At 70.4% G+C, this 17723-nt stretch carries 20 protein-coding genes and 2 tRNA genes; 14 read left to right on the plus strand and 8 right to left on the minus strand.

Annotated features, from left to right (window positions below):
• Nucleotides 1-140 precede the first annotated feature (140 nt).
• The 5 genes from pepN to ACFZA2_RS11110 all read left to right on the plus strand — a co-directional run bounded on the left by pepN (nucleotide 141) and on the right by ACFZA2_RS11110 (nucleotide 6315).
• Entirely contained in the window at nucleotides 141-2690 is a 2550-nt protein-coding gene (gene pepN / locus ACFZA2_RS11090; protein WP_391404487.1) for an aminopeptidase N, read from the plus strand.
• 132 nt (nucleotides 2691-2822) lie between these two features.
• Nucleotides 2823-3734 carry an ATP-binding cassette domain-containing protein gene (locus tag ACFZA2_RS11095; RefSeq protein ID WP_363391877.1) on the plus strand — a complete coding sequence of 304 codons (912 nt, stop codon included), beginning with the start codon at nucleotides 2823-2825 and terminating at the stop codon, nucleotides 3732-3734.
• Nucleotides 3731-4531, plus strand: coding sequence for an ABC transporter permease subunit (locus ACFZA2_RS11100; RefSeq protein WP_391404490.1), 801 nt, complete (start codon nucleotides 3731-3733; stop codon nucleotides 4529-4531). Before ACFZA2_RS11095 ends, ACFZA2_RS11100 begins: the two co-directional genes overlap by 4 nt.
• A gap of 84 nt (nucleotides 4532-4615) precedes the next feature.
• Entirely contained in the window at nucleotides 4616-5869 is a 1254-nt protein-coding gene (locus tag ACFZA2_RS11105; RefSeq protein ID WP_391404493.1) for a mechanosensitive ion channel family protein, read from the plus strand.
• Complete coding sequence (locus tag ACFZA2_RS11110; RefSeq protein WP_391404496.1) at nucleotides 5866-6315, plus strand: globin; 450 nt, start codon at nucleotides 5866-5868, stop codon at nucleotides 6313-6315. The genes ACFZA2_RS11105 and ACFZA2_RS11110 overlap by 4 nt, the downstream gene beginning before the upstream one ends.
• 112 nt (nucleotides 6316-6427) lie before the next feature.
• Here the strand turns inward: ACFZA2_RS11110 and ACFZA2_RS11115 are convergent, their stop codons facing one another.
• Both ACFZA2_RS11115 and ACFZA2_RS11120 read right to left on the minus strand, forming a co-directional pair.
• Nucleotides 6428-7150 (minus strand): cation-transporting ATPase, encoded by a 723-nt coding sequence (locus tag ACFZA2_RS11115; protein WP_391404499.1) that lies wholly within the window; start codon nucleotides 7148-7150, stop codon nucleotides 6428-6430.
• 295 nt (nucleotides 7151-7445) lie between these two features.
• Nucleotides 7446-8114, minus strand: coding sequence for a hypothetical protein (locus ACFZA2_RS11120; RefSeq protein ID WP_391404502.1), 669 nt, complete (start codon nucleotides 8112-8114; stop codon nucleotides 7446-7448).
• 54 nt (nucleotides 8115-8168) lie between these two features.
• Here ACFZA2_RS11120 and ACFZA2_RS11125 point away from each other — a divergent pair, with 54 nt between their 5' ends.
• The gene (locus ACFZA2_RS11125; protein ID WP_391404505.1) at nucleotides 8169-9038 is read left to right on the plus strand and encodes an acyl-CoA thioesterase; all 870 of its coding nucleotides are present in this window, start codon (nucleotides 8169-8171) and stop codon (nucleotides 9036-9038) included.
• Between the two features lie 94 nt (nucleotides 9039-9132).
• Here the strand turns inward: ACFZA2_RS11125 and ACFZA2_RS11130 are convergent, their stop codons facing one another.
• From ACFZA2_RS11130 to ACFZA2_RS11145, 4 genes are all read right to left on the minus strand, one after another.
• Nucleotides 9133-9672: an acyl-CoA thioesterase gene (locus ACFZA2_RS11130; RefSeq protein ID WP_391404507.1), complete on the minus strand. Its 540-nt coding sequence runs from the start codon at nucleotides 9670-9672 to the stop codon at nucleotides 9133-9135.
• Nucleotides 9665-11344 (minus strand): energy-dependent translational throttle protein EttA, encoded by a 1680-nt coding sequence (gene ettA, locus ACFZA2_RS11135; protein ID WP_315995564.1) that lies wholly within the window; start codon nucleotides 11342-11344, stop codon nucleotides 9665-9667. The genes ACFZA2_RS11130 and ettA overlap by 8 nt, the downstream gene beginning before the upstream one ends.
• A 71-nt stretch (nucleotides 11345-11415) precedes the next feature.
• Nucleotides 11416-11934 carry a DUF6993 domain-containing protein gene (locus ACFZA2_RS11140; protein ID WP_391404511.1) on the minus strand — a complete coding sequence of 173 codons (519 nt, stop codon included), beginning with the start codon at nucleotides 11932-11934 and terminating at the stop codon, nucleotides 11416-11418.
• A gap of 54 nt (nucleotides 11935-11988) precedes the next feature.
• On the minus strand, nucleotides 11989-12549 hold the full coding sequence (locus ACFZA2_RS11145) for a single-stranded DNA-binding protein (RefSeq protein WP_391404514.1): 561 nt from the start codon (nucleotides 12547-12549) through the stop codon (nucleotides 11989-11991).
• Between the two features lie 204 nt (nucleotides 12550-12753).
• On the opposite strand from ACFZA2_RS11145, the gene ACFZA2_RS11150 reads away from it, so the two are divergent.
• Nucleotides 12754-13011, plus strand: coding sequence for a hypothetical protein (locus ACFZA2_RS11150; protein ID WP_363391893.1), 258 nt, complete (start codon nucleotides 12754-12756; stop codon nucleotides 13009-13011).
• An 84-nt stretch (nucleotides 13012-13095) separates the two neighbouring features.
• Here ACFZA2_RS11150 and ACFZA2_RS11155 read toward each other — a convergent pair whose 3' ends face one another.
• Nucleotides 13096-14514 carry a PLP-dependent aminotransferase family protein gene (locus tag ACFZA2_RS11155; protein ID WP_391404518.1) on the minus strand — a complete coding sequence of 473 codons (1419 nt, stop codon included), beginning with the start codon at nucleotides 14512-14514 and terminating at the stop codon, nucleotides 13096-13098.
• 61 nt (nucleotides 14515-14575) lie between these two features.
• On the opposite strand from ACFZA2_RS11155, the gene ACFZA2_RS11160 reads away from it, so the two are divergent.
• Nucleotides 14576-15184 carry a hypothetical protein gene (locus ACFZA2_RS11160; protein WP_315995559.1) on the plus strand — a complete coding sequence of 203 codons (609 nt, stop codon included), beginning with the start codon at nucleotides 14576-14578 and terminating at the stop codon, nucleotides 15182-15184.
• A gap of 51 nt (nucleotides 15185-15235) precedes the next feature.
• Here ACFZA2_RS11160 and ACFZA2_RS11165 read toward each other — a convergent pair whose 3' ends face one another.
• On the minus strand, nucleotides 15236-15445 hold the full coding sequence (locus ACFZA2_RS11165) for a methyltransferase (RefSeq protein ID WP_315995558.1): 210 nt from the start codon (nucleotides 15443-15445) through the stop codon (nucleotides 15236-15238).
• A gap of 104 nt (nucleotides 15446-15549) precedes the next feature.
• On the opposite strand from ACFZA2_RS11165, the gene ACFZA2_RS11170 reads away from it, so the two are divergent.
• From ACFZA2_RS11170 to ACFZA2_RS11195, 6 genes are all read left to right on the plus strand, one after another.
• Nucleotides 15550-15625, plus strand: a tRNA-Arg gene (locus ACFZA2_RS11170).
• Nucleotides 15626-15660: 35 nt separating this feature from the next.
• Nucleotides 15661-16287, plus strand: a complete 627-nt coding sequence (gene orn, locus ACFZA2_RS11175) for an oligoribonuclease (RefSeq protein ID WP_315995557.1) — start codon at nucleotides 15661-15663, stop codon at nucleotides 16285-16287.
• A gap of 36 nt (nucleotides 16288-16323) precedes the next feature.
• A tRNA-His gene (locus tag ACFZA2_RS11180) sits at nucleotides 16324-16399 on the plus strand.
• A gap of 168 nt (nucleotides 16400-16567) precedes the next feature.
• Nucleotides 16568-16915, plus strand: coding sequence for a metallopeptidase family protein (locus ACFZA2_RS11185; RefSeq protein WP_391405291.1), 348 nt, complete (start codon nucleotides 16568-16570; stop codon nucleotides 16913-16915).
• A complete protein-coding gene (gene clpS, locus ACFZA2_RS11190; RefSeq protein ID WP_391404522.1) occupies nucleotides 16915-17214 on the plus strand; it encodes an ATP-dependent Clp protease adapter ClpS in 300 nt (99 codons plus the stop codon). Before ACFZA2_RS11185 ends, clpS begins: the two co-directional genes overlap by 1 nt.
• A complete protein-coding gene (locus tag ACFZA2_RS11195) occupies nucleotides 17211-17693 on the plus strand; it encodes a DUF2017 family protein (protein WP_391404525.1) in 483 nt (160 codons plus the stop codon). Before clpS ends, ACFZA2_RS11195 begins: the two co-directional genes overlap by 4 nt.
• Nucleotides 17694-17723: the final 30 nt, after the last annotated feature.

A 17723-nucleotide genomic window follows, 5' to 3' on the forward strand; every position in this document is an offset into this window, starting at 1 on the left:
CCCATCCACCCGATGGGCCTGGACGCGAGTTATCTCGCGACTAGGCTATTACGGTTGTCGTCGTCGCCGACGGCGTCCGTCGTCACCCACGCCGGCGCGTCATCCGCGACGATCCCACCCTCATCCCCGGGAGAACGCCAGTGCCAGGAGAGAACCTGACCCGCATCGAAGCGCAGGAGCGCCGCGCGATCGTCGACACGCACGAGTACCACGTGCAGCTCGACCTGACCCGCGGAGACGAGGTGTTCTCCTCCCGCACCGCGGTGACCTTCGCCGCGACCGAGGGAGCGTCGACCTTCATCGACCTCATCGCCCGCACCGTGCATTCGGTGACGCTCAACGGTCGCTCGCTCGACCCGGCGACCGTCTTCGCCGACTCGCGCATCGCGCTTGACGGTCTCGAAGCCTCGAACGAGCTCGTCGTCGAGGCCGACTGCGAATACACGAACACGGGCGAGGGCCTGCACCGCTTCGTCGACCCCGTCGACGGCGAGGTCTACCTCTACTCGCAGTTCGAGGTGCCCGACTCGCGTCGCATGTACACGGTGTTCGAGCAGCCCGACCTGAAGGCGGAGTTCACCTTCTCGGTCACGGCGCCCGCACGCTGGAAGGTCGTCTCCAACTCCCCCACGCCCGAGCCGGTCGCCGTCTCCGACGACGCCGCCCGCTGGGACTTCCCCGCGACCCCGCGCATCTCCTCGTACATCACCGCGCTCGTCGCCGGCCCCTACGAGGCCACCTACAGCGAGCTGACGAGCGCCGACGGCCGTGTCATCCCGCTCGGGGTCTTCGCCCGCAAGAGCCTGTGGCAGTACCTGGATGCCGACTACGTCTTCGACAAGACCCGCCAGGGCTTCGCGTACTTCGAGGAGAAGTTCGGCTTCCCCTACCCCTTCGCCAAGTACGACCAGCTCTTCGTGCCCGAGTTCAACGCGGGCGCGATGGAGAACGCCGGCGCGGTCACCTTCACCGAGACCTACGTCTTCCGCTCCAAGGTGACGGATGCCGTGAAGGAGCGCCGCGTCGTCACGATCCTGCACGAGCTCGCGCACATGTGGTTCGGCGACCTCGTCACCATGAAGTGGTGGAACGACCTGTGGCTGAACGAGTCGTTCGCCGAGTGGGCGTCGACGATCGCCACCGCCGAGGCCACCGAGTGGGAGGCCGCCTGGACGACCTTCAACGCGATGGAGAAGACCTGGGCGTACCGCCAGGACCAGCTCCCCTCGACCCACCCCGTCGTCGCCGAGATCAACGATCTCGAAGACGTGCAGGTCAACTTCGACGGCATCACCTACGCCAAGGGCGGGTCGGTGCTCAAGCAGCTGGCCGCCTGGGTCGGTATCGAGCAGTTCTTCGCCGGGGTCGCCGCCTACTTCCAGAAGCACCAGTGGTCCAACACCGAGGTCGGCGACCTGCTCACCGAGCTCGAGACCACGAGCGGCCGCGACCTGGGCGACTGGGCCAAGAAGTGGCTCGAGACGGCCGGTGTCAACACGCTGACCCCGCTCATCGAGGAGGGCGCCGACGGCACCATCTCGCGCTTCGCGATCGTGCAGACCGCGCCGAGCGACTACCCCACCATCCGCCCGCACCGCCTCGGCATCGGCTTCTACTCGCTGAACGACGCGGGAGCGCTCGAGCGCGTGCACCAGATCGAGCTCGACGTCGACGGCGACCGCACGGAGGTGGCCGAGCTGCGCGGCATCCGTCGTCCCGACCTCGTGCTGCTCAACGACGACGACCTCGCTTACGCGAAGATCCGTCTCGACGAGCGCTCGCTGGCCACGGCGATCGCCCACCTCAAGGACATCTCCGACCCGCTCGCCCGCTCGCTCGTCTGGGGTGCGGCCTGGGATCAGACCCGGGATGCCGAGGCCTCGGCGACCGATTACCTCGATCTGGTGCTGCAGAACATCGGCTCCGAGACCGAGTCCACCACGGTGCGCACGACCCTCGCCCAGCTGCAGCTCGCCGCGAACTCCTACGTCGCTCCGGCGAGCCGCGACGCCGCGCGCGAGCGCGTGGCCGACGGGCTGTGGACGCTCGCGCAGGAGGCGGAGGCCGGGAGCGACAGCCAGCTCCAGTTCGTCACGGCGTTCGCGTCGGCGGCATCCACCCCGGCCCACGCCGAGACGGTGAAGGCCCTGCGTGACGGCTCGACGACCCTCGAGGGTCTCGAGATCGACACCGACCTCTCGTGGCAGCTGCTCGTCTCGCTCGCCGCGGCCGGCGCCGTCACCGCCGCCGACATCGACGAGGCCCGCGCCGCCGACAACACCGCCAAGGGCGGCGAATTCGCCGCGATGGCGAAGGCGTCGCTGCCCTCGCACGAGGCGAAGCAGGAGGCCTGGGACTCGCTCATCGCGCGCTCCGACGCCCCCAACACGATCGTGCGGTCCACCGCGGCCGGGTTCACGAACCCGACCACGGTCGACGTGCTCGCCGACTTCGTCGAGCCCTACTTCGCGATGCTGCTGCCGATCTGGGAATCGCGCAGCTACCAGATCGCGCAGTACCTCATCGTGGGTCTGTACCCCGCGGCCCTCGCGAACACGGCGCTGCGCGACGCGACGCGGACGTGGCTCTCGCAGCACGCCGACGCCGCTCCCGCGCTGCGTCGTCTGGTCGGCGAGAACCTCGCCGGTGTCGAGCGCGCGCTGGCCGTGCAGGAGCGCGACGCGCAGTAAGTCGCGCCCCCGATGGATGCCCTCTCCCACCCCGGGAGGGGGCATCCGTCGTCTCCGGTCATCCTCGCGGCGACGCGGGATCATCCCCGCGGACGATGACCGGTCCGGGGGCCGGTCCGTAGCGTCGAACGCATGATCGTTGCAGACAACCTCACCAAGCGCTACGGCGCGAAGACCGCCGTCGACGGCGTCTCGTTCACCGTCGCCCCGGGCCGGGTGACCGGCTTCCTCGGCCCCAACGGCGCGGGCAAGTCCACGACCATGCGCATGATCGTGGGACTGGACCGTCCCACCGCCGGACGGGTCACGGTCGCGGGCCAGGAGTACCGCCAGTTGCGCTCGCCGCTCACCGAGGTCGGGGTGCTGCTCGACGCGAAGGCCGTGCACACCGGCCGCTCGGCCAGGAACCATCTGCGCGCCCTGGCCGCGACGCACGGCATCGGCCGCGATCGCGTCGACGAGGTCATCGAGCTCACCGGCATCGGCGCGGTCGCCGGCAAGCGCGCGGGCGGGTTCTCGCTCGGGATGGGACAGCGCCTCGGCATCGCGGCGGCCCTCCTCGGCGACCCGCACACGCTGATCCTCGACGAGCCCGTGAACGGCCTCGACCCCGAGGGCGTGCGCTGGGTGCGCCAGTTCGTGCGGCACCTGGCCGCGGAGGGTCGCACGGTGCTGCTGTCGAGCCACCTCATGAGCGAGATGGCCCAGACCGCCGACCACGTGATCGTCCTCGGGCGCGGCCGCGTCCTCGCCGACGCCCCTCTCGCCGACCTCGTGGGGGCGTGGACCACCACCACCCTCGTCGTGCGCTCGCCCCGGCTCGACGACCTCGTCACCGCGCTGCAGACCCCGGATGCCACGGTCACGGCCATCGAGCCGGGCGCGGCCCAGATCACCGGGGTCACGGCCCGGACGGTCGGCGACATCGCCGCCGCCCGCGGCATCCCCCTGTACGAACTCAGTCCGCGCGTGGGATCCCTCGAGGACGCCTACCTCGCCCTGACCGATGACTCGGTCGAGTACAAGACCAAGGAGATCGCATGACCACGCTCGCCGCCGGACCCCGCAGGTCCACGCACACTCCGGCTCACCGTCTGACCTTCGCCCACCTGCTGCGCAGCGAGGCCGTCAAGGTCCTCAGCCTCCGATCGACGTGGTGGTCGCTCGGAGTGACCGCGGCGATGTCCGTCGGCATGTCGCTCCTCATCGCCCTGGCCACGAGCGACACCGGCGGGGCGATGGCGCCGACCAACGTCATCCTGGCTCCCACCCAATTCACCATGCTCGTGGCGGGGATCCTCGGCGCGATCGTCGTCACCGGCGAATACTCCACCGGCATGATCCGCTCGACCCTGACCGCCGAACCGCGTCGCGGCGCCGTGCTGCTGGCCAAGGCGATCGTCGTGGCCGCGACCATGATGGTCACCACGGTCGTGATCTACGCCGTCGCCATGGCCGTCACCGCACCGATGATGCAGGCCCCTGTCGATTGGGCGACCCCGGCGGACTCGGTCGTCCCGCTCGGCTTCGGGGTGCTGTCGATGGCGTGCTTCACCCTGATGGGCGTCGGCTTCGGCTTCCTCCTGCGCAGCGGCGCGGGGGCCATCGCGGTCACGGTGGGCGTGCTGTTCGTGCTGCCCATCGTCCTGAGCCTTTTCTCGATCGCGGGGCCGGAGTGGATGTGGATCGTCGAGTCGGCGAAGTACCTTCCCGTCAACGCGGCGGGGGCGCTGACGCAACCCGGAGCGCAGGACCTGCTCGAGCCCGCGCTCACGCTGGCGGGGTGGGTCGTCGGTCCGCTCGCGCTCGGATGGATCGCGCTGCGCACACGCGACGCCTGATCGCTCCTCCCCACCCTTCGCACCCTCCACGGATGCCTCGACGCTCAGCCGGCGCCGAGGCATCCGTCGTTAGTCTGAATCCCGATGTTCGTTCTCGCCGATACCCCCAGTCCGAGCCCGTCACCCACGATCACGTCGCCGGGAGATTTCGCGAATCTCGACACCTGGACGTGGATCGGCGGTCAGCTGCTCGACTTCGGCGGCGTGCTCCTGCGCATCCTCGGCATCATCGTGGGTGTGGCGGTCGCCGCATGGATCCTGCGCGTGGTCATCCGCCGCGTGGTCGACCGCATCGTCAACGGCGCCAAGGTCAAGGCGCGGGTCGACGACACGCAGGCCCTCGACCGATCTCCCCTGAGCGCCGTCCGCCTCGTGCAGCGGACGCGCACCCTGGGGACGATCCTGCAGAACATCGTCAACGTCGTGCTCGTGATCGTCGCCCTCGTGTGGATCGCCGGCATCGTCGCGCCCGACGCCCTCGCATCCCTCACCCTGCTCACCGCGGCGATCGGCGCCGGCCTCGGCTTCGGCGCGCAGAACATCGTCAAAGACGTCCTCAACGGCATCTTCATCGTCGCCGAAGACCAGATCGGCATCGGCGACGTCGTCGACCTCGGCCTGGCGACGGGCATCGTGGAGTTCGTGAGCGTCCGCATCACGCACGTGCGCGACGTCAACGGCACGCTCTGGTACGTGCGCAACGGCGAGATCACGCGCATCGGCAACATGTCGCAGGGCTGGTCGCGCGTCATCATCGATCTCGCCGTGCCGGTGGATGCCGACATCGACGACGTCGAGAAGGCCATGCTCGCCGCGGCGAAGACGATGTCGAAGGAGCAGAAGTGGCGCTCGCGCATCATCGAGCAGCCCGAGATCTGGGGCCTGGAGTCCATCAGCGGTGACGCCCTCGTCATCCGCCTGGTGATGAAGACGCGCTCGAGCGCGAAGGACGACGTGGCCCGCGAGCTGCGCGCGCGTCTCAAGCGCGCCATCGATGCGATGGGGATCGCGCTGCCGCAGCTGAACTCCATCGTGCTCACCGGAGCAGAGGGCGCGCAGAGCGTGCGCGGCGCCCACCCGCCGAAGACGAAGGAGACGCCCGTCGCCGTCGTGAACGACCGTCCCCGGTGGAAGCCGCGCGGGCGTCGCATCGACGTCTCCGAGACCGTGGAGGATCACACCGAGCACGACGACGCACCGGCGCCGAAGACGAAGAAGACCAAGACGCTGCGCGACGACACCCCCACCTCGGTCGTGGATCTGCCCGCCGCGCCGGGCGCCGACACGGCGAAGCCGACTCCCCCGGCCGTGCGCGCCGACGAAGAGAGCACGTCATGACCGAACCCGTCACTTTCTACGACCAGGTCGGCGGTATGGATACCTTCCGCCGACTCGTCGACGCCTTCTATCGCGGCGTCGCCTCCGACGAGGTGCTCAAGCCCATGTACCCCGAAGAGGACCTCGGCCCGGCCGCCGAGCGGCTGACGCTCTTCCTCGCGCAGTACTGGGGTGGACCGACGACCTACGGCGAGACGCGCGGGCACCCGCGGCTGCGCATGCGGCACATGCCGTTCCACGTCGATCCCGACGCGCGCGACCGCTGGCTGCGACACATGCGCGCCGCCGTCGACGAGATCGCCCTGCCGCCGGCCTTCGAGGCCCCCCTGTGGGACTACCTCGAACGCGCCGCCTACGCCATGGTCAACACGTTCGAGGCGCACGGGATCGGCCCGCAGCAGAACGGACGCCCCGATACGGGGCTGCCGGTCCGGTCAGCGGACTGACGGTCGTCCGCCCCGCCGGCCCGCGCCGCTCAGCGAGCGCGGGTGGCCTCGCCGAGCAACTGCGGGGTCGGAGCGCCCCGTCCGCGGGTGCCGCTCCGCCCGTCGCCCGGGCTCAGCGGCCGAGGAAGTCGCCGAAGCCCGGGAGGTCGAGGTTCGACAGGCCCTCGCCGAACCCGCTGATCTGCTCGCCCGCTCCCGATACGGCATCCTGCGCCCCTCCGGCCCATTCGCCGATGCCCGATCCTTCCGCGAGCGAGGTGAGATCGACTCCGGATGCCATGGCCTCCAGGTCCACCCCCTCGGCGAGTCCCGCGAAGTCGACCCCGGACTGCACCGCCTGAGCGAGCAGGGGTGCGGCGACCGCGCTGACGATCGCGCCTCCGGCGACCGCGGCGAGCAGGCCGCCGGCCCCGACGACACCGGCGCCGATGAGTCCGCCCTTCCCGGCCTTCGCGAGCAGCGACGACATGCGACCCGGTCTCGCCGCCTCCGCCCGCGCCGCGGTGCGGGCGAGGTCGTCGGGAGCGTCGGACCGGGGCCGCTCGTGCGGCGCCAGCTCGGCATCCATCCGCTCGCGCACGTGCGCGCGTTGCGCCGGGGTGAGCCGGGCGAAGGCCTCGCGGTGCGTCTGCTCGACGCGGTCGGGGTCGGCCGTGCGCAGCAGGTAGTCGTATCGCGCGATGGCGGCGCGATCGTCGGCCGAGACAGCGCTCCCGGATGCCGGGCGGCGGCCCGCCGCGGGCGGGGCGTACCGATCGGCGGGGGCGGCGGCCGGCACCCCCGGGGTGCGCGGGCGAGAATCGCCGGTCACGGCGTCGGCGGCCGAACGCACCATGTCGCGCCAGTCGCGGTCCCGGAAGACGGGGACCCGCTCTTCGCGGTCGAGGCCTTGCCGGCGGCCTTCGAGGCGAGGTCGAACAGACGGGAGAATGACACCACGGGGATACCTCTCGACGGGCGGCATGCTGCCGCGACGTCAAGGTCTCCTCCGCCCCTCGGGGCCGACGTACCCGGAATCCAACCGTGGATTCGTGATGACGGATGCGCCGCGTCGGGAGTACTCCCCTTGCTGCCTTCACCGTAGAGCGGTCACCTTTGTGCTTCCTGGATGACGCTCGGCCGCCGTGCGGTCAGCTTCCGGTGGCGCGCACCGCCGTCAGCCCCGAGCGCACCGGCCCGCGCACGAGCACGTGCCCGCGGGTGAGGCTCAGCCGCGTCCACGCTCCGCTGCGGCGCACGGGCGCTTCTTCGCCGCCGGCGATGAACCCGAGCGCGAACGCCGCGAAGGCCACCCCGAGCGGCAGTCCGCCCAAAGCCTCGTCGGCCTGTCCCCACACCTGTGCCCGGATCACTCGCACCACGTCCTCGCCCGCGTCGGCCGGGAGGGCGTCGGCGACGGCGGCGACACCGTACTGTGCACGCGCGGCGAGGACGGCCGCGTCGACGGCATCCGTCTGCTCCCAGCCGCCCTGCGGCGGCGAGATGCCCGCCCATGCCGGAGAGGTCGCCGTCTCGGGCAGGACGACCGCGTTCGCGTCGTCGGGGGCGGGCAGAAGCGCGGACGCCTCGACGACGAGGTCGCATTCCAGCTCGGGGTCGATCGCCGAGGCTCGCAGCCCGAGCACGGTGGGCGTCGCGTCCATCAGGCCGCGCGGCGCGAGGGGCGCGGCCGTCGTGACGAGCACTCCGCCGCGGGCGCGCAGGCGCACGGTTCCGTCGCCGAGACGGATCGTTCGACGGGAGAAGGTCAGCAGGTCGGCTGCCGCCTGGGGGTCGGGGAACAACAGGCGCGCGGACACCCGCTCTAAACTAGCAAGCGGTGCGCACCTCGCCGCACCGGAACGGGAGTCAGCGTGACCGACGCCATCGATCCCGTGGCGTCGTTGCTCGCGGTCCTCGACCTCCGCGATGCCGGCGCCCGGACGACCGAAGACATCTTCACGGGTGTGTCGCAGGCCATGCCGACCGGCCGTGTCTACGGCGGCCAGGTGCTCGCGCAGACGATCGTCGCCGCCTCGCGTACCCTCCCGGCCGACCGCACCGTGCACTCGATGCACGGGTACTTCCTGCGCCCCGGCGATCCGGCCGACGGCATCACGTTCTCGGTCGACCGGATCCACGACGGCCGGTCGTTCTCGACCCGGCGCACGCAGGCGTTCCAGTCGGGCGTTCCGATCTTTTCGATGATCGCGTCGTTCCAGGACGATGACCCCGGACTCGAGCACTTCGAGCCCATGCCCGACGGAATCGCCCCGCCCGAGGACACGGCGCCCGTCGACATCGAGACGCTGCACCCCATCAGCCGGCGGATGCTGTCGGCGAGCCCTGTCGACGTGCGTCACGTGTCGTCACCGGTGTACGCCTCGGTCGAGGGGCCGCGGGTGCCGCGGCAGGCCGTGTGGATGAAGCTGCGCCGTCCCATCACCGATGACCCGGCCGTGCACCGGGCCGCCCTCGCGTACCTCAGCGATCTGACGATCCAGGAGACGATCCTGCGCGCCCACGGCGTGCCCTGGAACGCACCGGGCTTGCGCGTGGCGAGCCTCGACCACGCGATGTGGTGGCACCGTCCCGGACGCGTGGACGAGTGGCTGCTCTACGTGCAGGAGTCGCCGAACGCCCGCGGCGGTCGCGGGCTGTCGACGGGCCGCGTCTACACGCGTGACGGTGCGCTGCTGGCGAGCGTCGCGCAGGAGGTCATGGTGCGGGTCCCGCGCGAGTGACCGCGATCATGGATGCCGCCGCCCGGCGGCATCCATCCCGCGCCGTGTCGACGCACGGCGGCGTCGAGGCGCAGACCTCGTGTCTCGACCGGAGTCAGCCCTTCGCGGCTCGGCGACGGTACTCGATCGGGTCGCCGACGTAGGGCCCCCACGCAGCCCGCTCGGCCGCACTCCAGCGGATAGGACGGCCGCTCGCGGTGTCGACGAGGACCACGACGGCCGTGGCGCGCGCGTAGAGCACCTGCTCGGCGTCGCCGATCGGGCTGAACACCTCGAAGCAGATGTCGGCGCTCGAGCCCCCCATCGCACCGATCCACATGCGCACGTCCAGCGGACGCTGGCTGTAGGGCACGGGACGGAGGTACTCGATCTCCTGACGAGCGATCAGCGTCGCGCGTTCTCCGCCGCTCTCGAGCACGCTCATGTCGAAGACGGCCGTCGGCAGGGCCTCGCCCTCGTCGTCTCCGCGCCAGAAAGCGCGCAGACGCGCCTCTTCGAGCAGCTTGAGCATCGAGGTGTTGTTGACGTGTCCGAGCGCGTCGAGGTCGCCCCAGCGCAGGGGGATCGGCACGTGAAGCCGCTCGGGCCCCGCGGTGGCGGGGCCCGAGTCGGGGAATGCGTCTGCGTCAGTCACGCGTGAGCTTGCGGTAGGTCGACCGCGACGGGTTGGCGGCATCCGCACCGAGACGCTCGATCTTGTTCGCCTCGTACGCCTCGAAGTTGCCCTCGAACCAGTGCCACTGGTCGGGGTTCTCCTCGGTGCCCTCGTAGGCGAGGATGTGCGTCGCGATGCGGTCGAGGAACCACCGGTCGTGAGTGATGACGACGGCGCAGCCGGGGAACTCGAGCAGGGCGTTCTCGAGCGAGCTCAGCGTCTCGACGTCGAGGTCGTTGGTCGGCTCGTCGAGGAGCAGCAGGTTCCCGCCCTCCTTCAACGTGAGGGCGAGGTTGAGGCGGTTGCGCTCACCACCGGAGAGCACCCCGGCCTTCTTCTGCTGGTCGGGGCCCTTGAAACCGAACTTCGACACGTAGGCGCGCGACGGGATCTCGGTCTTGCCCACGGTGATGATGTCGAGGCCGTCGGAGACGACCTCCCACAGCGTCTTCTCGGGGTCGATGTTCGCGCGCGACTGGTCGACGTAGCTGATCTTGACGGTCTCGCCGATCTTCAGCGTCCCGCCGTCGAGGGGCTCGAGGCCGACGATCGTCTTGAACAGCGTCGTCTTTCCCACCCCGTTCGGACCGATCACGCCGACGATGCCGTTCGGCGGGAGGTTGAAGCTCAGGTTGCTGATGAGCGAGCGGTCTCCGAAGCTCTTCTCGAGCTTCTTCGCGTCGATGACGATGCTGCCCAGGCGCGGACCCGCGGGGATCTGGATCTCGTCGAAGTCCAACTTGCGCGTGCGCTCGGCCTCGGCGGCCATCTCCTCGTAGCGCGCCAGGCGGGCCTTCGACTTGACCTGACGACCCTTGGCGTTCGAGCGGACCCACTCGAGCTCGTCCTTCAGGCGCTTGGCCAGCTTCGCGTCCTTCTTGCCCTGGACGTCGAGGCGCTGCGCCTTCTTGTCGAGGTAGGTCGAGTAGTTGCCCTCGTAGGGGTACAGGTGACCGCGGTCGACCTCGGCGATCCACTCCGCGACGTTGTCGAGGAAGTACCGGTCGTGGGTGATGGCGATGACCGCACCCTTGTAGGCCTTGAGGTGCTGCTCGAGCCACAGCACGCTCTCGGCGTCGAGGTGGTTGGTGGGCTCGTCGAGGAGCAGCAGGTCGGGCTTCTGCAGCAGCAGTTTCGCCAGCGCGACGCGGCGACGCTCTCCACCGGAGAGCGGGACGACGCTCGCATCAGCGGGCGGGGTGCGCAGGGCGTCCATCGCCTGTTCGAGCTGCGAGTCGAGGTCCCAGCCGTCGGCGGCGTCGATCTCTTCCTGCAGCGTGCCCATCTCGGCCAGCAGCGCGTCGAAGTCGGCGTCGGGGTCGGCCATGAGGGCGGAGATCTCGTTGAAGCGGTCGAGCTTGGGCTTGATCGCCACGCCGTCCTGGATGTTCTCCAGCACGGTCTTGCTGTCGTCGAGCTCAGGCTCCTGCATCAGGATGCCGACGGTGAAGCCGGGGCTGAGGCGCGCCTCACCGTTGGAGGGCGTGTCGAGGCCGGCCATGATCTTGAGGATCGTGGACTTTCCCGCACCGTTCGGACCGACCATGCCGATCTTGGCGCCGGGGAGGAACGACATCGTGACGTCGTCGAGGATGAGTTTGTCGCCGACCGCCTTGCGGGCACGGACCATGGAGTAGATGTATTCGGCCATAACCGTTCCAGTCTAGGGGCGGCTCCCCCGCGCACCGACGTGACGAGCGCACAGCGGCCGCCGCGGGTCCGTCACCAATCGATCGCGCGCGTCTGCCCGATCAGGCACCCACCGGAGCTGAGCCCCGGGAGCACCGTCGTCACAGGGTCGCCGATCGACGGGCCCACCTGCCCGACGAGGCACTCGTCGCTCAGCCGCACCGCGAATTCGATGCTTTCCGCCGCATTGCCGATGGTGGACTCATCGGCGGTGACCTGCATCGCCGCCTTGTCGAAGCCCGCCGCGGTCAGGGCGTCGATGTACGCGCGTCCCGACACCGGGTTCGGCCCGGCCCATACCGAGGCCACGGTCTGCGAGAACAGCGGAAGGCGCTGCGCGCCCTCGCTCGCGGTCGAGGCCGCCGGGGTCGACGACGCATCGCCCGCGGACGAGGGAGTCGTCGCCTCCGCGCCGGGCGTCTCCCCTGCCGTCGACGTCGCCCCGTCGCCGGCAACCGGCCCCGGTGCGGACGAACTCCCCGTGCAGCCCGCGAGCCCGAACACGGCCACGAGGGTCAGAGCGGCGAAGAGTCGTCCGGGGAAGCGAGGCACGATCACGAGTCTACGGACCCGTCCACGCACCACCGGAGGGCGACCCGCCCCGGATCAGAACGGGGTGGCGTCGGCGGGCGTCTCGACCCGACCGGTTTCCCCCGCCGCGACGCCGACCTCAGCCCGAGCGCGTTCGACCCCTTCACCCGAACCCCCGGCGTCCGTCTCGAGCGAGGCGCCCGGCAGGCTCCATCCGTCGCCGTCCGTTTCGGCACGCGGTGCGGGTTCAGCGGGAGACGGGCTTATGGCAGGCTGCGGCTTCGCGGCGCGGCGGAACACCGACACCCCCCAGCGCAGGTCGTGGCCGATGGCATCCGCCACGACGTCGGCACTGACGCCGCGCTTGCTCTCGGTCTCCCACTCGCGCAGACGCAGGCGGCCGCTCAGGATCACGCGCTCGCCCTTCTGAAACGAGCGGAGGACGTTGGCGCCGAGGTCGCCGAAGACCGAGATGGCGTAGAAGTTCGTATGCCCGTCCACCCACTCGCCCTTCTCGCGGTCGAACCGCCTCTCGCCCACGGCGAGTCGGAACGCCGCGACCGGCCCGCCCCCGCGGGTGGTGCGCTGCTCGAGGTCGCCGACGATGTTGCCGACCAGGGTGATGTGATCGCTCATGATGTGTCCTCTCGATGTGTTGTGACGCTCCGGCATCCGCGTGCCCGACGGATGCCGGAGCCATGTCAGCGTCGCGCGACTCGCCCGGGCGGCGGAGGCGGTTCCGCCGGTTCCGTGGACGGATGGGGCAGCCGAGGCGGTGGGGAGGAGGAGTGGGATGGGCACGGCGACGGCGATGTCGGAGGTCGGTCGTACGGTGTCCGCATGAGCACCGCACTGTGGAACGACCTCGCTCCGGCACCGCGCCCGGCCGGGTGGGGTGCGGCGACGCATGTCGCCGCCGGTCTGTGGCGCATCGCCGACCCGCGCGGCGTCATGGTCGGCCACATCCGTGCCATCGCGTCCGATGGAGGATGGCGGTACGCGGCCGAACGCTTTCACGCCGCCTCGGGCAGCTTCCGACGCCTCGGCGAGTTCTGGTCGTCGAGCGACGCCGTCGAATGTCTGCGCTACGCCCGATGACGGCGCCTCGACACGCGGGCGCATCGACGTGCGCAGACGCATCCGCACCCGGGTGAGCCCCGACCGAGCGCGACGGCGACCGACTCAGACGACCGTGGCGAAGTCCTCCCGCGCGGGCACCGTGCGTCCACCACGCACGTCGTCCCACGCCGCACGGAGGATCCCCACCGCGCGCTCGAGCGTGGCAGGCGGAGCGGTGAAGGGCACGCGAAGGCGCCGGTCGTGGCCGCCTTCCACCGCGAACCGCGAGCCGGCGGAGAGAGCGAGACCGCGTGAGCGCGCGTTCATGACGAGCGGAGTGCTGAGTGGCTCTCCGATGCCGACCCACATCGACACGCCGCCACTCACCCGTGGGACGTCCCACTCCGGGAACGCGTCGATCAACGCGCTGCGCAGGGCGTCGCGTCCCGCCCGCAGCAGCTCTCCCCGCTGCCGCGCGATCTCGTCGAGCCGCGGCACCAGCCGCGTCGCGATGGCCTGCTCGAGTTCCGGCGTTCCCAGGTCGTGCACGGGGCGCCCGCTGGCGAGGCGGCGGATGATGTCGGGAGCGGCGCGCACCCATCCCACCCGCAGGCCGCCCCAGACGGTCTTGCCCAACGAAGCGACGCGGATGATGCGATCGTCGTCCGGGAAGGGCGCGGCATCCCCCCGGCGGTCGATGTCGAGCTGCCCTGTCGTCTCGTCCAGGACGAGGAGCGTTCCGGCGCCGCGGGCCCCCGACAGGAACGCGTCGACCTCGCGCTGGTTCATCGTGCGGCCGGTCGGGTTGTGGAAGTCGGGCATGAGGTACGCCAGTGACGGAAGGGCGCGCGCGAAACTCTGCTCGGCGCGTTCGATGTCCCACCCGGTCTCCGCGTCGACGGGCACGCCGATCAGGCGGGCACCCACCCGGCGGAAGGCGTCGGCCGCGTGCGGATAGGTCGGCGTCTCGAGCATGACCCGGTCGGCGCGGCCGATGAGCACCGACGCGATCAGATGGATCGCGCTCTGCGCCCCCGTCGTGACGAGGATCTGATCGGGGGCGGTCGACAGCCCGCGCGCCGTGTAGTGATCCGCGATGGTCGACCGCAGCGTCGGGTCGCCGACGACGTCGTATCCGATCCGGGCGACGAGCGCCGGAGCCTGGGCCGCCGCCTCGGCGATGACGGCGGGGAGCCCCGGCCACGCCGCCGGACTGGCCTGCTGCAGGTCGATGCTGTCGGCGTCAGCCTCCAGGCGGCCGGGGTCGCTCCGCCGCAGCGGGAGCGTCACGCTGCCGCTGCCTCTCAGGCTCTCGATGTGCCCCGTCTCCCGCAGACTGCGATAGGCCGCTGCGACGGTCGTCCGACTGAGCGACAGCGCGGCGGCGAGCTCGCGCTCGGCGGGGAGAGCGGTCGACGGCGCGAGGCGGTTGTCGAGGCAGAGCAGACGCACCCCGTCGGCGAGCGCCTCGTACGCCGGGCCGCTCCCCCGCCAGCCGCCGAGGGCTGCGGCGAGGGCGCGCGCGGAGATCCGTGAGTCCATGCGGCCACACTATCTCGATTGGCATCTACGCAACGGTCCAATCGGCTGATTGGATTGCCTCATGTTCTCCCGCGTCACCCGCCTCCTCGTCGGCCTCGTCCTCTACGGCGCCGGCTGCGCCCTCACCGTCGCCGCCGGGCTCGGCGTGGACCCGTGGACCGTCTTCGCGCAGGGCATCGCCCGCGTGACGGGCGTCGGCATCGGGTGGGTCACCAACATCATCGGCCTCGGCGTCCTGCTCCTGTGGATCCCCCTGCGTCAGAAGCCGGGCGTCGGCACGATCGCGAACATCCTCCTGGTCGGTACCAGCCTGCAACTCGCCCTCGGCATCCTGCCGCATCCCGACGTCTTCTGGCTCCAGGCCCTCATGCTCGTCGCCGGCGTGGTGCTCGTGGCGGTCGCATCCGGGCTCTACATCGGAGCGAACTTCGGCCCCGGCCCCCGCGACGGGCTCATGACCGGCCTGCACGGACGCTTCGGCTGGCCCATCTGGGCGTGCCGGCTCACCGTCGAAGGGTCGGTGCTCGTGCTCGGGTGGCTCCTGGGCGGCACCGTGGGAATCGGCACCGTCGTCTTCGCCCTCGGCATCGGACCCCTCGTGCACATCGCGATGCCGCTGCTCGCGACTCCCCGGTCGGCGCCGCGCCCGCGGTCGGCGGCACGGGTCTGACACGAGCGCCCCGCCCCCGACGGATACCGCCGGGGGCGGGGCGCTTCGCGCTCAGTGCTCCCGGAATTCCGGTCGGTCGCTGCCGGGCTTGAGGTGCGCGTGCAACGCGCTCTTGGCGATGTCCATCGACGGGTAGACGCCCAGCCTCTCGTCCTTGCCCGTCATGTGGACGCTGTACCCCTCGGCATCCTTCTGGATGGTGCCGACGACCCCCACCGGGCCGTAAGCCACCCAGAGTCGTCGTGTCGCGGTGTCTGACATGAGTGCTCCTTTGCTCTCCTTCGCCCGGAGATTACGCCCGCGCGGGGGCCGGCGCCAGGGGCTGGTGCCGCGCCGAGAGTGCGACCGATATCCTGGACCGACGACCCCCAGTAGCTCAGTGGATAGAGCAGCGGCCTTCTAATCCGCCGGTCACACGTTCGAATCGTGTCTGGGGGACCAGAACCGGTGTCGCACCCCCTCAGTAGGATGTGGGGATGGTAAACGCCTCCGAGAACGACCGGCTCGTCTGGATCGACTGCGAGATGACCGGCCTCGACCTCGGCGTCGATGAGCTCGTCGAGATCGCCGTCGTCGTCACCGATTTCGAGCTGAACGTGCTCGATCCGGGCTTCCAGATCGTCATCAAGCCCGACGACTCCGCCCTGGCCAACATGGGTGAGTTCGTCACCGAGATGCACCGGTCGTCGGGACTGCTCGACGAGATCCCGAACGGCGTCAGCCTCGCGGATGCCGAGTTCCAGACGCTCGAGTACATCCAGCGCTTCGCGCCGGTCGAAGGCAAGGCACCGCTCGCCGGCAACACCATCGGCACCGACCGCATGTTCCTCGCGAAGTACATGCCGCGCGTCGACCGCTGGCTGCACTACCGCAACGTGGATGTGTCGAGCATCAAGGAGCTCTCGCGCCGGTGGTACCCGCGAGCCTACTTCCAGGCCCCCGCGAAGAACGGCGGCCACCGCGCCCTCGCCGACATCCGCGAGTCCGTCCGCGAGCTCGCCTACTACCGTGCCGCCGTGTTCGTGCCCCAGCCCGGCCCCACGAGCGACGAGGCGAAGGCCGTGTCAGCGTCGGCCGTGTCGTCGTTCGCCCTCGACGTGTGACATAATCTTTCAGTTGTCTTCTTCCGAAGACACATGGTGGCTATAGCTCAGTTGGTAGAGCACCGCGTTGTGGTCGCGGGGGCCGCGGGTTCAAGTCCCGTTAGCCACCCCACTCGTAGAAGCCCGGCCGAGATCGCGCCGGGCTTCTGCATTTTCGGATGCCGCCTCCCCCACGCCCGTAGAATCGTTCGGTGGACGCCGCCCGCACGGATGCGGCATCCGCCCCTCGCTTCGACACCCGGGAGGCCACGTGAACGACGACGTCGACGCGCGCCCCGCGATGGTCATGTCGCCGGAGGCGTTCGAGCAGCTCGTCGTCGACGAACTCGACCGCCTCCCCGACGACATGGTCGAGGGTCTCGACAACGTCGTGTTCGTCGTCGAGGACCGTCCCGAGGACGGCTCGCTCGATCTCCTCGGGCTCTACGACGGATGGGCGCTCACCGAGCGCGACCGCTACGGCGTCGGCGAGCTGCCCGACCGCATCATCGTCTACCGCGAACCGCACCTCGCCGCCTGTGCCGACGAGGACGACCTGCGCGACGAGATCCACACCACCCTCGTGCACGAGATCGCGCACTTCTACGGCATCGACGACGACCGCCTGCACGAACTCGGGTGGGCGTGATGGCCGGCCTCGCCTCGCCCGACCTGGATTCCGACGTCGAACGCGACCTCGACGCCCAGCCGCCGTCGTCGTGGCAGACGGTCGTCTGGAACGACCCCGTGAACCTCATGAGCTACGTGAGCCACGTCTTCCGCACCTACTTCGGCTTCGACGCCGCGACGGCCCACCGCCTCATGTTGGCTGTGCACCACGACGGTCACGCCGTCGTCGCACGCGGTCCGCGCGAGGTCATGGAAGCCCACACCCAGGCCATGCACGACTTCGGCCTCTGGGCCACCGTCAGGAAGGACCCTTCGTGAGCGAGCGGATCGTCGTCCTCGAGATCAGCGGTCTCGAAGCCCTCCACCTCGCCGGCATCGTCGGGCAGTTCCGCGATCTCCTGGCCGGCTCCCGCACCGACGACGACCCGGCCGTGGCGCGACTGATGCCCGACGCCTACCCCGACGACGAAGCCGCCAGTCGCGAGTTCCGTCGGCTCACCGGAGGCGACCTGATCGAGCGGCGCTCCCAGGATGCCGCAACCGTCCTTCAGACGCTGGGCGGCGACGGCGGTGAGCCCACCCCCGCGGGCGACCCGGATGCGACCATCGCGGTCGCCCTGGGCGAAGGGGAAGCCCTCGCGTGGATGCGCACGCTGTCGGCGGTCCGCCTCGTGCTCGCCACGAGACTCGGCATCCAGGACGAGGACGATCACCAGCCCGACGATCCGCGCTTCGGGGTCTACGACTGGATCGGCTATCGCCTCGACGGCCTCATGGCCGCTCTCGAACGCCCCTGAGCCCGGGTCGGGTCGGCCTCTGCGGAGGTG

It is taken from the genome of Microbacterium sp. NPDC007973, from assembly GCF_042958465.1.
Lineage (GTDB): Bacteria > Actinomycetota > Actinomycetes > Actinomycetales > Microbacteriaceae > Microbacterium > Microbacterium galbum.